This is a genomic window from Corallococcus sp. AB011P (assembly GCF_003611605.1).
GTDB lineage: Bacteria > Myxococcota > Myxococcia > Myxococcales > Myxococcaceae > Corallococcus > Corallococcus coralloides.
Window position 1 is genome coordinate 709,060 of record NZ_RAVX01000001.1, and the last position, 14,320, is coordinate 723,379.

Annotated in this window: 15 protein-coding genes; 9 read left to right on the forward strand and 6 right to left on the reverse strand. The window is 69.1% G+C overall.

The genetic code is table 11. The annotated features are described in order from the left end of the window. The first annotated feature begins 69 nt into the window (after nucleotides 1–69). The 5 genes from D7X30_RS03040 to D7X30_RS03060 all read left to right on the forward strand — a co-directional run bounded on the left by D7X30_RS03040 (nucleotide 70) and on the right by D7X30_RS03060 (nucleotide 3,815). A complete protein-coding gene (locus D7X30_RS03040; protein ID WP_120561298.1) occupies nucleotides 70–879 on the forward strand; it encodes a hypothetical protein in 810 nt (269 codons plus the stop codon). Further along, nucleotides 879–1,802, forward strand: a complete 924-nt coding sequence (locus tag D7X30_RS03045; protein WP_120561299.1) for a type VI immunity family protein — start codon at nucleotides 879–881, stop codon at nucleotides 1,800–1,802. Before D7X30_RS03040 ends, D7X30_RS03045 begins: the two co-directional genes overlap by 1 nt. Before the next feature lie 28 nt (nucleotides 1,803–1,830). Then, nucleotides 1,831–3,117: a TIGR04013 family B12-binding domain/radical SAM domain-containing protein gene (locus tag D7X30_RS03050; protein WP_120561300.1), complete on the forward strand. Its 1,287-nt coding sequence runs from the start codon at nucleotides 1,831–1,833 to the stop codon at nucleotides 3,115–3,117. A gap of 26 nt (nucleotides 3,118–3,143) precedes the next feature. Next, nucleotides 3,144–3,488 (forward strand): hypothetical protein, encoded by a 345-nt coding sequence (locus tag D7X30_RS03055; protein WP_120561301.1) that lies wholly within the window; start codon nucleotides 3,144–3,146, stop codon nucleotides 3,486–3,488. Between the two features lie 81 nt (nucleotides 3,489–3,569). Then, nucleotides 3,570–3,815: a hypothetical protein gene (locus D7X30_RS03060; RefSeq protein WP_120561302.1), complete on the forward strand. Its 246-nt coding sequence runs from the start codon at nucleotides 3,570–3,572 to the stop codon at nucleotides 3,813–3,815. 60 nt (nucleotides 3,816–3,875) lie between these two features. Here D7X30_RS03060 and D7X30_RS03065 read toward each other — a convergent pair whose 3' ends face one another. The 3 genes from D7X30_RS03065 to aceB form a co-directional block, all read right to left on the reverse strand. Further along, on the reverse strand, nucleotides 3,876–4,271 hold the full coding sequence (locus tag D7X30_RS03065; protein WP_147443081.1) for a hypothetical protein: 396 nt from the start codon (nucleotides 4,269–4,271) through the stop codon (nucleotides 3,876–3,878). A 219-nt stretch (nucleotides 4,272–4,490) separates the two neighbouring features. Further along, nucleotides 4,491–5,777 (reverse strand): isocitrate lyase, encoded by a 1,287-nt coding sequence (gene aceA, locus D7X30_RS03070; RefSeq protein ID WP_120561304.1) that lies wholly within the window; start codon nucleotides 5,775–5,777, stop codon nucleotides 4,491–4,493. A 62-nt stretch (nucleotides 5,778–5,839) separates the two neighbouring features. After that, nucleotides 5,840–7,462, reverse strand: a complete 1,623-nt coding sequence (aceB, locus tag D7X30_RS03075) for a malate synthase A (protein WP_120561305.1) — start codon at nucleotides 7,460–7,462, stop codon at nucleotides 5,840–5,842. 274 nt (nucleotides 7,463–7,736) lie between these two features. Between aceB and D7X30_RS03080 the strand changes: the two genes are divergently transcribed. Then, nucleotides 7,737–8,096, forward strand: coding sequence for a PspC domain-containing protein (locus D7X30_RS03080; protein WP_014399816.1), 360 nt, complete (start codon nucleotides 7,737–7,739; stop codon nucleotides 8,094–8,096). Between the two features lie 34 nt (nucleotides 8,097–8,130). Here the strand turns inward: D7X30_RS03080 and D7X30_RS03085 are convergent, their stop codons facing one another. Both D7X30_RS03085 and D7X30_RS03090 read right to left on the reverse strand, forming a co-directional pair. After that, a complete protein-coding gene (locus tag D7X30_RS03085) occupies nucleotides 8,131–10,038 on the reverse strand; it encodes a methyl-accepting chemotaxis protein (RefSeq protein ID WP_120561306.1) in 1,908 nt (635 codons plus the stop codon). 37 nt (nucleotides 10,039–10,075) lie between these two features. Beyond that, nucleotides 10,076–10,627, reverse strand: a complete 552-nt coding sequence (locus D7X30_RS03090; RefSeq protein ID WP_199724150.1) for a PDC sensor domain-containing protein — start codon at nucleotides 10,625–10,627, stop codon at nucleotides 10,076–10,078. Between the two features lie 221 nt (nucleotides 10,628–10,848). Here D7X30_RS03090 and D7X30_RS03095 point away from each other — a divergent pair, with 221 nt between their 5' ends. Then, nucleotides 10,849–11,427, forward strand: a complete 579-nt coding sequence (locus tag D7X30_RS03095) for a Uma2 family endonuclease (protein WP_120561308.1) — start codon at nucleotides 10,849–10,851, stop codon at nucleotides 11,425–11,427. A 4-nt stretch (nucleotides 11,428–11,431) separates the two neighbouring features. Here D7X30_RS03095 and D7X30_RS03100 read toward each other — a convergent pair whose 3' ends face one another. Continuing rightward, complete coding sequence (locus D7X30_RS03100; RefSeq protein ID WP_233591343.1) at nucleotides 11,432–11,911, reverse strand: MOSC domain-containing protein; 480 nt, start codon at nucleotides 11,909–11,911, stop codon at nucleotides 11,432–11,434. A 121-nt stretch (nucleotides 11,912–12,032) separates the two neighbouring features. On the opposite strand from D7X30_RS03100, the gene fumC reads away from it, so the two are divergent. Beyond that, nucleotides 12,033–13,430: a class II fumarate hydratase gene (fumC, locus tag D7X30_RS03105; protein WP_120561309.1), complete on the forward strand. Its 1,398-nt coding sequence runs from the start codon at nucleotides 12,033–12,035 to the stop codon at nucleotides 13,428–13,430. A gap of 93 nt (nucleotides 13,431–13,523) precedes the next feature. Further along, nucleotides 13,524–14,123 carry an ATP-dependent Clp endopeptidase proteolytic subunit ClpP gene (gene clpP, locus D7X30_RS03110; protein ID WP_014399808.1) on the forward strand — a complete coding sequence of 200 codons (600 nt, stop codon included), beginning with the start codon at nucleotides 13,524–13,526 and terminating at the stop codon, nucleotides 14,121–14,123. The last annotated feature ends 197 nt before the right edge of the window (nucleotides 14,124–14,320 follow it).

Here is a 14,320-nt window from a genome sequence, read left to right on the forward strand (position 1 = left end):
CCCGCTCCGGTGCGTCCGGGGCGGGAGGTGGGTTGAAGGAGTCCGCGCTTCCATGCGAGGAGGCGCGGAATGACTCCTCCTCGATGGATGTGGTGGCTGTGCTGCCTCCTTCTGTGGACCGCGTGCGCGGGCCCGGAGGTTCGCAGGCCCCGGAGCTACTCCCAGTTGACGATGGACTCCGCGACGGCGGGGTGCCTGCGCAATCCGGCGTGTGCGTCGCAGGTGGGGCAGGACGCCATCCTGCCGTGGCTGACCCGCGCGGCGGCCCGGGCAGGTCAGGCCGCGGCGGTGATGCGCCTGTGGGAAGCGGCGGAGGTGGCCCGCGTGGAGCACGTGCTGGTGGAGTGCGCGAAGCGGGCGAACTTCGACGTGAACGAACGGATGTTGGGGCCCGGGCGGTGGGCGACTCGAGAGATTTGCGAGGAGCGGGTTGTGGACGCGAACGGCCGAGAGACGACGCGGGCCGTGCAGTTGGGGAACGCGAAGCACGAGGCGGCACTGGCGTGCGTGCAGGAGGCACTGGGCGCCACGGATGCGGGACGGTTCAGCCTGGAGCCGCGCTACCTTCGTGATGCGAAGACGGGCCGGACGCGTTGGTTGGATCCGGAGGAGGTGGCGCGCTGGCTGGCCGCAGGACAGTTCTTCCTACTGACGGGGACCATCGCGCCGGATGTGGTGCTGCACGCCTTGGGGAACCCGCTTCAAATTCAGCGGGTCTATGACTTCAAGTTCCCGTGCCCGGTGGATAGCCCCGCCGCCTGGTCTCCATACCCGCCAGGAAGCCCTTACGCGGGTCGGTGGCAGGATGAGGTGTACAGGGATCTTCTGGGGAATGACCTGATGCTGAAGACAGTGTCTCCCAACTACGGAGTCAGGTGATGGTCACGCGAGTCCCGAGAGTCCGTGAGACCCTCGATATCGAGGGCAATAACGTGGTCCTGCTTCGAGAGGGTCTCAGCATTGCGTACTACGTGCGGGCTCCTCACGAGGAGATCGCTTCGGCGGTCTGGCGTGCCTTCGAGCGTTATCGAAAGGCCATCGAGCCACGCCAGTTCGACGCGTACCTGGATATCTACACGGGGGATAGGCCACGGCTTGATGCGAAGGGAGAAGTGGTTCTTCGGTCCCGGATGGTTGAGTCTGTTTTCGGCGCAGCCGAGGTGCACGAGCTGTATCACTCCGCGACCGGCATCTGCTTCAAGTACGAAGGCCGTGGCACCACGGCGCCCAACTTCCACGACACGTACCCTGAGAACACCTGTTGCCTGGAGTTCCGGCTGCCCACCGAGTTCTTGGACGAACGCGGGCCGGAGTGGATCCGCGCACTGGCCATCGACCTGGGGAGCGAACTGCCGTGGAACTCGGGGCACGCGGGACTGTCGCTCGAAGCCCATGCCTGGACCCAGGCGATCACGCCGCGCCTCCATGAAGTGACCCGGCGTCACCCGGGCTTCGATCTGGTGCACCGGCTGAACAGACTTGCCCTGTATCTGGGCACGAAGCTCCGTCCCCCCGCGTGGCTCAACTTCCTGGGACCACCGGTCCTGAACGAACTGGGCGGCGCGGAAGCACTTCGCTCCCGGTTGCACTCACCTTCAACCCAGGTCGAATCCCTGTCCCCGGACCGCGCCGTGGTGTCCCTGGGCCCGGTTCCCGAAGCCGGGGACCTGGAGGCCGGTGACACGCTGCCCGCGTACCGCGAGCTGGCCCGCGTGTTGGAGCCGTGGCTCTACGCGCACCGGGGAGAATGGGGCTTCTTCACCGAAGCCGAGGTCCGCCAGTGGGAGCGCCGCTTCCTCTGACCGCGCTGTGGCATCATCCGCGGTCGTCATGTCGCAGACGCCTCGCAAGGTCTCGCTCGTCCTGAGCTACCAGTACCCCGGCAAGTACGCCTTCACCGTGCTCGCCGGCGCCGTGGAGGCGGACCCCGCGCTCGCGGATGTGTCACTGCACTTCCCTCGCAACCGCGAGGACCTGCTGACCACCGTGCGCGAACGCTCGGACGCGGGCGACACCGTCGTCGCCGCGTGGTCCTTCTACTCCGCCAGCTTCGGTCCCTCCGTGGAGGAGCTGACCTGGGTGCGCGAACGGCTGGAGGGCCGCGGCGTCCTCTGCATCGCGGGCGGCGTGCACGCCACCGCCGAAACACTCCAGACGCTCCAGGCCGGCTTCGACCTCGTCGCCGTGGGCGAGGGCGAACACACCCTGCGCGCCCTGCTGGCCCGCGTCCTCAAGGGCGAGGACCCGCGCACCACGCACGGCACCGCGCACCTGAAGGACGGCAAGCTCGTGCAGCACGGCCACGGCGAGGGCGTGCGCCTGGACGACTTCCCCCCGTTCGCCGCGAAGCACGTGAAGTTCGGCGCCATCGAGATCACCCGCGGCTGCATCTACGCCTGCCGCTTCTGCCAGACGCCCTTCATGTCCAAGGCGCGCTTCCGGCACCGCACCGTGGCCAACATCGCCCACTGGGCCCGCGAGCTGCGCCGCGCGGGACGGCGCGACCTGCGCTTCATCACCCCCACGTCCCTGTCCTACGGCACCCCCGACGAGACCGTGAACCTGGCCGCCGTGGAGGAACTGCTCGCCGCCGTGACGGAGGCCATGGCCCCGGACGGGCGCATCTACTACGGCACCTTCCCCTCGGAGGTGCGCCCGGAGCACGTCACGCCGGAGTCCCTGGCCCTGCTCAAGCGCTATGTGGCCAACGACAACCTCATCATCGGCGGCCAGTCCGGCTCCGAGCGCATCCTCCAGGCCACCCGGCGTGGCCACGACGTGGAGACCGTGGTGCGCGCCGCTCGGCTCGCGGTGGAGGGCGGCTTCGTGCCCAACGTGGACTTCATCCTGGGCCTGCCCGGCGAGGAGCCCGCGGACGTGGACGCCACGCTGGACCTCATGCAGCGGCTGTCCGACCTGGGCGCCCGCGTGCACGGCCACACCTTCATGCCGCTGCCCGGCACGCCCTACCGCGACGCGGCCCCCGGCCGCCTGGACGAACGCACCCGCCAGCGCCTGGACTTCCTCGCGTCCCAGGGCCGCCTGTATGGTCACTGGAGGGCGCAGGGTGTGCTCGCGGAAGCCATCGCCGCTCGCAGACAGCCGCGCGCCCGCTAGCCGCGGGCGTTACACTGCGCTCCGCGATGGCTGAACAGACGCCCTACTGGCTCCTCATCTCCGTGCTCTTCAGCTCCCAGCCCCTCACCCCGGCGCTGGCCATGACGCTGCACGAGGCCGCCTTCGAGCTGTACACGCGCGGCGAGGGCTCGCGGGAGGTGGCCGGCGATCTGCTCTCCGGCCGCGTGAACAACCTGCGCAAGGACGTGTCCCTGGGCGGCATCGCCGGGCCCGCCTTCGAGGCCGAAATCGAGACCGAGCGCGGCTCCGGCGTCGTCCGCTTCGTCCTCACCCGCCAGGGCCTGGAGATGATGAAGGCCCAGGCACCGGCGGCCCCCACGGCTCCGGCGAGGCCGAAGTACCTCAACTGAGGAAGCGTCCCCCGGGCCGCCCGGCCGCTCCCGGTACGGCACTCCGTCACCACCTTGAGGGCTCAAGGGAGGAATGACGGCATGGACCCCAAGGACGAATACCTCAAGAAGAGCGCCGGCATCCCGCTGGACCCCAGCAAGCAGAAGGACCCGGAAGAGCACGGTGACCGGGTGCCCGCCGAAGGGCGCGCCGAGGAGCTCAACGACATCACCGGGCAGAACGGCGGACAGCGCACCGACGTGGACAAGCCCTGGAAGGACACGCGGCACCGGCACGACGGCATCCGCGACCAGTACAGCGACGACAGCGACAAGAAAAAGCCCTGAGGTCTCCCCCAGGGCTCGCGTGAAGCCGATGCTGTGAAGGACGGCCCTGGGGCGCGGGGACTACTCGCGGTCCAGGGTCAGCTTCATTCCGCCCATGTGCAGGATGGACTGGGACATGGACACCGCGGACATGGTGGCCAGGTCCTCGATGGCCTGCATCTCCTCGCTCTTGGGCTCCGCGCCCGTCTGCGAGGCCGCGGCCTGCTGCTGGGTCTGATTCGCCTGCATGGGGGTGGCGCCCGCGGTGTAGGCGTTCACCAGCCCGCCGTGCGGCGTGGCCCCCATCTGCGCCAGCGCCGACGCCACCACCGACCCGCCCGTCACCTGCGCGCCCATCTTCGGCTGCGAGGCCGCGCCCGACATCAGCGAGCCGAAGCGGCTGCCCGACACGGAGGAGGCGTTGTTCGTCGTGGCCGGCTGCACCCGAGGACCGGAGAGAGACGTGATGCGATTCATGGCGGCTCCCGTCAAAAGGCCCCGGTCTGCGCGGCACACGCGGAGGCGTGCCTGTGGGGCTTCAAGTTCGTTCTCTCCATTATCGCCCCAGCCCTGGGTAAGTTGCCTCTTTCGCCGCGCGAACGGCGAAGGCCGCGAAATCCCAGGGAATTTCCCCTGGGACGCCGCGGCCTTCCGTGCCTTTTCAGGGCGTCCGAGCCCCGGGATGATCCGCCGGGCCTAGAACTGGTGGGCCTCGGTGGACTCGTGCAGGGCCAGGGTGCTGGCGCTGCCGCCGGAGATGACCTCGGCGACCTGGTCGAAGTAGCCGGTGCCCACCTCGCGCTGGTGGCGCGTGGCGGTGTAGCCGTGCTTCTCCGCGCCGAACTCCGACTGCTGCATCTCGCTGTAGGCCGCCATGCCGCGGTCCTTGTACTGACGGGCCAGCTCGTACATGGAGAAGTTCAGCGCGTGGAAGCCCGCCAGGGTGACGAACTGGAACTTGTAGCCCATGGCGCCCAGCTCACGCTGGAACTTCGCGATGGTGCTGTCGTCCAGGTTCTTCTTCCAGTTGAAGGACGGCGAGCAGTTGTACGCGAGCATCTTGTTGGGGAACTGCTTGCGGATGCCCTCGGCGAAGGCCTTGGCCTGCGCCAGGTCCGGGGTGCTGGTCTCGCACCACACCAGGTCCGCGTACGGCGCGTAGGCCAGGCCGCGCGCGATGGCGCACTCCAGGCCGCCCTTGATGCGGTAGAAGCCCTCGCCCGTGCGGCCCGCCGCCTTGTCGATGAAGGCGTGGTCGTACTCGTCCGCGTCGCTCATCAGGAGCTTGGCGCTGTCCGCGTCCGTGCGGGCGACGAGCAGCGTGGGCACGCCCATCACGTCCGCCGCCAGACGCGCCGCGGTCAGCGTGCGCACGAAGTGGCTGGTGGGCACCAGCACCTTGCCGCCCATGTGGCCGCACTTCTTCTCGCTGGCCAGCTGGTCCTCGAAGTGCACGCCCGCGGCGCCCGCTTCGATCATCCCCTTCATCAGCTCATAGGCGTTGAGCGGACCGCCGAAGCCGGCCTCCGCGTCCGCGATGATGGGCGCGAACCAGTAGCGGTCCTTGCGGCCTTCCGCGTGGTCGATCTGGTCCGCGCGGCGCAGGGCGTTGTTGATCTTCTTCACCACGGAGGGGACGGAGTCCGCCGGGTAGAGGCTCTGGTCCGGGTACATCTGGCCGGCGTTGTTCGCGTCCGCGGCGACCTGCCAGCCGGACAGGTAGATGGCCTTGAGGCCCGCGCGCACCATCTGCACGGCCTGGTTGCCGGTGAGGGCGCCCAGCGCGTTGATGTACTCGTCCGTGTGGAGCAGCTCCCAGAGGCGGCGGGCGCCCAGCTCCGCCAGCGTGTAGCTCACGCGGATGGAGCCGCGCAGCTTCTCCACGTCCTTGTCGGAGTAGTTGCGCTTGATTCCCTCGAAGCGCTGCGCATGGAGCTTCGCGTGAGGGGAGGCATCGGAAGTGGTCGGCGTCGCGTCGTACATGCCAGGACTCCTCGGACTGCGGTGAAGGGTTGAAAGACTTCGGTGCTGCGTCTGGAAAAGCGTCAGGACCGCGCGTCGAGGGCCTCGTAGGCCGGCAGCGTGAGGAAGTCCTCGAAGGCGGGCGCGGTGGACAGCTGCTCGAAGAGGGCGCGGGACTTCTCCATGTGCGCCTGGCCGTAGCGCTCGACGGCGCCCTCGCGGCCCATTTGCGCCATCTCCTCCGCGAGCAGCTTGCGGAACAGCTCCGGCGTCACCTTGCGGCCGTCCTCCAGCGTGGCCTCGTGGTTGATCCACTGCCACACCTGGGCGCGGGAGATTTCGGCCGTGGCCGCGTCCTCCATCAGGTTGTAGAGCGGCACGCAGCCCAGGCCGCCCAGCCACGCGGCGGTGTACTGGATGCCCACGCGGATGTTGTGGCGCAGGCCCTCCTCCGTGCGTGTGCCGGAGGGCACCTTGAGCAGGTCCGCTTCGGTGATGCGCACGTCCTCTCGCTTGTTGGCCACCTGGTTCGCGCCCTGCATCTGCGCGTCGAAGATCTCCTTGGCCAGGGGGACCAGGCCGGGGTGCGCCACCCAGGTGCCGTCGTGGCCGTTCTTCGCCTCCCGCTGCTTGTCCGCGCGGACCTTGGCCATCACCGCGTCGTTGGCGGCCGTGTCCCCCTTGATGGGGATGAAGGCGGCCATGCCGCCCATGGCGTGCGCGCCGCGGCGGTGACAGGTCTGGATGAGCAGCTGCGAGTAGGCGTTGAGGAAGCCCTTGTCCATGGTCACCTGCCCGCGGTCGGGCAGCACCACGGACGCGTCCGACTGGAGCGTCTTGATGAAGCTGAAGATGTAGTCCCAGCGGCCGCAGTTGAGGCCGGCCGAGTGCTCGCGCAGCTCGTAGAGGATTTCGTCCATCTCGAACGCGGCGGGCAGCGTCTCGATGAGGACCGTGGCCTTGATGGTGCCGCCCGGGATGCCCAGCTCGCTCTGGGCCAGGTGGAACACGTCGTTCCACAGCCGGGCCTCCAGGTGGCTCTGCATCTTGGGCAGGTAGAAGTAGGGGCCCGTGCCGCGCTTCAGCTGTTCGCGCGCGTTGTGGAAGAAGAACAGGCCGAAGTCGAAGAGCGAGCCGGAGATGGGCTTGCCGTCGATGCGCACGTGGCGCTCCGGCAGGTGCCAGCCGCGCGGGCGCACGAAGAGCACGGCGTGCTTCTCATTCAGCGCGTAGTGCTTCCCGTTCTCCGCCGTGAAGGAGATGGTCTTCCGCACGGCGTCGCGCAGGTTCAGCTGGCCGCGCACCACGTTGTCCCAGGTGGGGCTGTTGGCGTCCTCGAAGTCCGCCATGAAGACGCTGGCGCCGGAGTTGAGCGCGTTGATGATCATCTTGCGGTCCACCGGACCGGTGATCTCCACGCGCCGGTCCTGCAGGTCCGCGGGCACCGGAGACACGGTCCAGTCACCCTTCCGGATGTCCGCCGTCTCCGGGAGGAAGTGGGGGCGCTCACCCTTGCGCCAGCCCTGCGCCACCTTCTTGCGACGCTCCAGCAGTGCTTCCCGCCGTTCACCGAAGGTGCGGACCAGCTTCGCCACGAAGGCCATGGCCTCCTGCGTCAGCACCTCCGCGTAATCCGGGTGCCAGTCGCCCTCCACGGTCACGCCGGGGCCGAAAGCCGGGGGGTTCTGGGAGGTGCGCGCGTCCATGTCGGCTCCTGACGAGATGCGTTGTAAAAGCGGTCCAACGGGCTGAAAGATGTCCCTGCCGTCTAGGGAAGGGAAGTCTTGGTGAATTAGAAGCTGCTTGCCTGTAAGGCTGTCAACATCGCCTGGATTAAATCTGTAAATCCACTGACGCAGCCGGACAGAAACCCCCGGAATCACGACATTGGGGGGCGGACGCAATCGCGGGCGGTGGGGTCCGTAGGTAGGTATGGGACCCCCATCGTGCCAAGCGGGGGCCTGACTGGGAGGTCACCTCATGGACGTCACGACACGCTGCAGGGCCTGTTCGAAGGAGCTGTCCGGCGAGGCGCAGCGCTGCCCGCACTGCCGTGCGCGGACGGTGCCGATGCACCGGGGCGAGGGGCGGGCGCTCCTGGGCGTCTGCTCGGCGCTGGCGCGCGAGCTGGGCGTGGATGTTTCGCTGGTGCGGGTGGCGTTCGTGCTGATGCTGTTCGCGTCCGCGGGGATGAGCGCGGCGCTCTACCTGCTGCTCTGGGCGTTCATCCCGGCGAAGGCCTACGGCCGGGCGCCGTTGCAGGGGACGCTGGACTGGGTGTCCAAGGTCGCGAACACGCCGGTGGACGACGACACGCCCCGCTGGGAGAAGCGCGTCTGACGTAGCTGCTGCCGTCCCTCTGGCGCGTCCGCTGCTAGACGCGCCAGACGCCGGCCACGGACTCCATGCGCTCGGCCACGCCGCGCAGGGCTTGTGTCATGCGTTGGGTGCCGTGCATGGCCTGGAGGGTGTCGTCCATCATCCGGGACAGGTCCGTGACGGCGGCGAAGATCTGGGCGATGCCGGCGTTCTGCTGGATGACGGCGGCGGCGATCTGCTGGGCCGCGGACGCGTTGTCCTGGATGATGTCCGTCAGCGCGCGCAGGCTCTGACCGCTCTCGCGCACCTGGGCCAGGCCCGCCTCGGAGCGGCGCTGGCCCTCTTCTGACAGCGCCACGGTGTCGTGGATGCCGCCGCGGATGGCGTCCAGGATGTCGCGCACCCGGCCGGTGGCCTGGATGGACTGGTCCGCGAGGCTGCGGATTTCGCGCGCCACCACGCCAAAGCCCTTGCCGTGCTCGCCGGAGCGCGCCGCTTCGATGGCCGCGTTGAGCGCGAGCATGTTGGACTGGTCCGCCAGGTCCTTCACCGTCTGGGTGATGCCGCCAATCTGCTGCGTGCGCTCGTTGAGGGAGGAGATGCCCTCGGCCAGGCGCGCGCCGTGGTCGCGCAGCTGTTCGAAGCCGTCCAGGCTGGCGCCGAGCGCCGTCTGTCCGGAGCCGCCCGCTTCACGCGCCCGCGCCACCAGCGCGAGCACCGCCTGCGAGCGCTCCGCGGCCAGCTGCGAGGTCTGTTGGATCTCCTTCGCGGTGACCTGCGTCTCCTGGATGGCGGTGCCCTGCCGGATGAGGTTTCGCTCCTGCTGCTCGGTGGCCTCGGTGAGCTCGCCCACCGTCTGCCCGAGGACGCGGGTGGCCTGCTGGAGGCTGGTGGTGGACTCGCGCAGGTGGTCCATCATCCGGGAGAAAGCGGAGGCCAGCTCGCCCACTTCGTCCTGGTGGTCGTGGGCTTCCACCTTCTGGGTGAGGTCGCCCTCGCGCACCACGCGGGACACCAGCTGGCTCAGCGTGGCGATGGGCCGCGTCACCCCGCGCGCCAGGGCCCAGGCGGCCAGGACGGCCAGCCCCAGGAGCGCGGCCCCCGAGAGCAGGCTGAGTTGCAGGAAGCGCCGCAGGGGCAGGAAGGCCTCGTCCGCCTCCATCGCCGCCACGAAGCGCCAGCCCTCGCCCGCGGCGAAGCGATGGGTGACGTCGTTGTGGGCCTCGGCCCGCACGGGGTTCGTGAGGACCGGCGTGCCCTCGGCGCGGGCGCTGAAGAGGCTGGCGCCGTCCGGAGCGAGGATGGCCAGGGTGAAGCTCTTCTGGCCCCGGTCCTGGGCCCGCTGGAGCGCGCCCTCGACCACCTTCTCCAACTGGCCCCAGTCATACGCGGCCAGCAGCACGCCCACCCGTGCGCCGGAGATGGGGCTGAGCACGGGCAGGGCCAGGGGCATCACGGGGCGGGCGAGGAAGGGGTCCTCCTTCGTGAGGGTGTCCGTGAGGGTGGCGGGGTCCAGCCGGTCCTCCAGCGCGGTCTGGAACCAGGGCGAGGCGCGCACCTCCTGTTCGCGGCCGGCGAAGGCCTGGCGCAGCTCTGGCCGGCTCGCGGAGACGGCGCGCCCGTCGGGGGTGAACAGCACCAGTCCGGCGAAGCTGGTGTGCCGGCCGTTGAGCGAGGCGAGCACCGCGTCGCTCTTGGCGTAGGTGTCGAAGAGGAGCGCGCCGCGCACGATGGCGTCCTCGGTCCACGCGCGGGCGTTCGCTTCGCGCTCGTGCAGCGAGGCTTCGATGAGGTCCTGCAGGCCGTCCGCCTCCACCTGGAGGACGCCGTGCACCTGCTGCTCCAGGTTGCGCCGGATGGTGTGGACCCCGGCCCCGACGGCGGGGACGAGGGCGGCGACGAGCAGCAGGCAGATCCACAGCGTGAGGCGGCCCCGCAACTTCAATCCGGACAGCAGTCGCATGCGTGAGGACCCCGGTGGGGAACGGGAACGGTCGGTGTCACAGGTCGAGCAGGGACAGGCCCACGGTGAGCGCGCCGATGACCCGGGCGCCGTCGCGGACGGGGAGGGACACCTGGATGACGTAGGCCTGGGAGGACTCGTCGAAGAAGGGGGCCTCCTTCAGCGCGGGGCCGCCGCGGCCCTGGGCGTAGGTGAGGCGCCACTTGTCCTCGTCGCCCTGCCAGTAGTCGGACGTGCGCCGGCTGGCGCAGACGAGCGCGCCTTGATCATCCATGGCGAAGGCCTCCGCCATCGCCGGGCCCAGGTGCTTCCTCAAGCGGCGGAGCGCGCCCGTGCAGGGGCCGTCCAGCACGCGCTGCTTGTGGGGCGTGAGCGACGGGGTCGCCACCCATTCCGCGTCCAGCCCCTGGATGGTGGCGAGCGGCGTGCGGCGCGCGTTCTGGGCACGCAGGGCGCGCACCACTTCGGGGTCCTCGGCCAGGCGCCGCAGGTGGGGCATCACGCTGTCCACCTTCTGGAGCTGCGCGACGCCGTCCGGCGGCAGCTGCCCCCAGGCCGCCAGCGCCAAACCCAGCCATTGCATGGACATCCAGGCGCCCCCAGGAGCCGTGAGAACGATTGAGAAAAGTGTGTCACGGACCTGCTGGCGGCGTCACCCAGGCAGGCGTGATTTGAATAATTCAAGCTAAGCTTGTTTTCATCGGGTTCAGGGCAGACAGCACTGCACGGGCCTGTCTTCCTGCCTCCGTACACCGGCACCGGTCGGCCCTTGGCTTGAGGATGTCAGGGGTAGGAGGCATCCTTGCGCGCATGGGCGATGGTAACGGGAGTGGGAAGGGGAAGTCGGTGTCGTATGCCGTCCTGGAGGACGTGCCGCCGACGAAGGTGGGGGAGATCATCGAAGGGGAGCTGGTCGTCAGTCCCAGGCCGGCGTCTCCCCACGCGCGGGCGGCGACAAAGCTCGCTGGATGGCTGGATGGGCCGTTCGACGAGGGCAGCAATGGGCCCGGTGGGTGGTTCATCCTGTATGAGCCGGAGCTGCGCTTCGCGGGGACGGGGGATGCGCTGGTGCCGGACCTCGCGGGATGGCGTCGCGAGCGGATGCCGCGCATGCCAAACACGCCTGTCTTCTCCCTGGCGCCGGATTGGATTTGCGAGGTGTTGTCGCCGTCCACCTACCGGTGGGACCGAGGCCCGAAGATGCGCGTCTATGCGCGCGCGGGCGTGGAGTGGCTGTGGTTCATCGACCCGCTGGCGGAGGGGTTGGAGATCCACCGCCTCCAGGACGGCCAGTGGCGTTTGCACGAGGTACACCTGGGAAGTGAATCCGTGAACGCCGCTCCCTTCGATGCGGTGCCCTTGAACCTGGGCAGGCTCTGGAGCCGGTGACGATTCAGGGCAGCTTGGGACGGATGATGCGCGGTGCGTCCGGGTTCACGTCCAGCAGGCGCACGGTGTCTCCTTCATGCACGGTGCCTGCCTCCAGCACTCGCGCGAGCTGACCCCTGCGGCCCCAGCTGTCCTTCAAGAGCCCGGGGCGCAGGGCGTCCAGCTTCCAGCAGGGCACGCACGGTTCGGTCAGCTCCACCACCACCTCGCCTCCCAGCGCCAGACGCTGTCCCGGTGGCAGCGCGTCCAGGGGCAGGCCCTCCACCAGCACGTTCTCCTTGAGCACGCCTTCAGGCACGTCCAGCGCCGCGCGCTGCGCTTCGTCCAGCAGCAGGAGCTGGCGCTTGTGGCCCACCGCCCTGCGCTGGTGACGGTCGCCCTCGAAGCCGTGCTGCTCCACGGCCCGGGCCTCCGGGACGCGGCGCATGGGGGTGCCTCGCTCCTGGGCCAGGAAGAGGGCTCGGATGGTGCCTGCGGTGCTCACGACGTGACACTAACGCCGGCGGGCCCCTTCGGTGAGGGGGCGGCCCTTCACTCGGGCCTGCCGTGGCGGCCCGGCGGTGTTAATCGCGCGGGACATCGTTCCTTTCCGCGGAGGCAGCACCGTGAGCACGAAGAATGTTCGCATCGAGAAGGACACCTTTGGTCCCATCGAAGTCCCCGCCGACCGGCTCTGGGGCGCGCAGACCCAGCGCAGCCGCCAGAACTTCGCCATCTCTTCCGAGCGCATGCCGACGGCGCTCGTGCACGCGCTGGTGCTGGTGAAGAAGGCCGCCGCGCTCGTGAACCAGGAGAACGGCTCCCTCTCCAAGGAGAAGGCCCAGGCCATCGTGAAGGCCGCGGATGAAGTGCTCGCCGGCCAGCACGACGAGGAGTTCCCCCTGCTGGTGTGGCAGACGGGCAGCGGCACGCAGACGAACATGAACTGCAATGAGGTGCTGGCCAACCGCGCTTCCGAGCTGCTGGGTGGCGAGCGCGGCGAAGGCCGGAAGGTCCACGCCAACGACGACGTCAACAAGGGCCAGAGCTCCAACGACGTGTTCCCCACCGCGATGAACGTGGCCGCCGTGGAGGCCGTGGTGAAGCACGTGCTGCCGGAGCTGGTCGCCCTGCGCGACGTGCTCGCCCAGAAGTCCCAGGCCTTCCAGTCCATCGTGAAGATTGGCCGCACGCACCTACAGGACGCGACCCCGCTCACCCTGGGCCAGGAGTTCAGCGGCTACGTGGCGCAGCTGGACCGCGCGAAGGGCCACATCGAGGCGGCCCTGCCGCACATGCTGGAGCTGGCGCTGGGCGGCACCGCCGTGGGCACCGGCCTCAACGCGCCTCCGGGTTACTCCGAGCGCGTGGCGGCCGAAATCGCCAGGCTCACCGGCCACGCCTTCGTCACCGCGCCCAACAAGTTCGAGGCGCTGGCCGCCAACGACGCGCTGGTGCAGGGGCACGGCGCGCTCAAGGGCCTGGCGGCGGTGCTGTTCAAGGTGGCCAATGACATCCGCTGGCTGTCGTCCGGGCCGCGCTCGGGCATTGGGGAAATCAACATCCCGGAGAACGAGCCGGGCAGCTCCATCATGCCGGGCAAGGTGAACCCCACGCAGAGCGAGGCGCTCACCATGCTGTCCGCCCAGGTGATGGGCAACGACGTGGCCATCTCCCTGGGCGGCGCGTCCGGCAACTTCGAGCTCAACGTCTTCAAGCCGCTCATCATCCAGAACTTCCTGCAGAGCTGTCGCCTGCTCGCGGACGGCATGCGCAGCTTCCGCCTGAACTGCGCGGTGGGCATCGAGCCCAACCTCCCGCGCCTCCAGGAGAACCTCCAGCGCAGCCTGATGCTCGTCACCGCGCTCAACCCGCACATCGGCTACGACAACGCGGCGAAGATCGCCAAGACGGCCCACAAGCAGGGCAAGACGCTGAAGGAGGTGGCGGTGGAGCTGGGGCTCGTCACCGCCGAGCAGTTCGACCAGTGGGTGCGCCCGGAGAAGATGACTGGCAACCTGTAGGCCCGCCTCCGACCCGCCCAAGCGTGGGACAGCGCACGCTCCTGCAAGAAGGGGGGAGCGCGCGGGAAGGGGGACGATTAGGGTACGGGGGCCATGAACGTCCCCTTCGTCATTGAGACCACGCACCGCGGCGAGCGGGCGTACGACCTCTACAGCCGTCTGCTCAAGGACCGCATCATCCTCCTGGGCACGCCCATCAACGACGATGTGGCCAACCTCATCGTCGCCCAGCTGCTGTTCCTGGAGTCCGAGGACCCGGACAAGGGCATCAACCTCTACATCAACTCGCCCGGTGGCTCCGTCACGGCGGCGCTCGCGATGTATGACACGATGCAGTACGTCAAGTGCCCCGTGTCCACCATCTGCGTGGGCCAGGCGGCCTCCGCGGGCGCGCTGCTGCTCTTGGCGGGCTCCAAGGGCAAGCGCTACGCCCTGCCCAACAGCCGCATCATGATCCACCAGCCGCTGGGTGGCGCGCAGGGCCAGGCGACGGACATCGACATCCAGGCGAAGGAGATCCTCCGCCTGCGCACGTACCTCAATGGCCTGTTCGTGAAGCACACGGGCCACACCATCGAGCGCATCGAGAAGGACACCGAGCGCGACTACTTCATGAGCGCCGAGGAGGCCCGGCAGTACGGCCTCATCGACGAGGTCGTGGAGCGCGCCTCGGGCGTGCCGGCGCCCAAGTAGCTTTCATTCCAGCAGGGACCGGAGGAGCAGGCCCCGTGCCGCTGCTCCGGGCGAGCATCCGACGGGTGGTGGTTTCGCAAGCCGCCCCACGGTGCAGGTTGACGGGAGCGTGTCCAACGTCTGGACATGCTGCCCCGCCTCCTCGCCGCCGCTCTGTTGCCTGCCTTCCTGGCGGGTGTGGGTTGTGCCACTGGCCC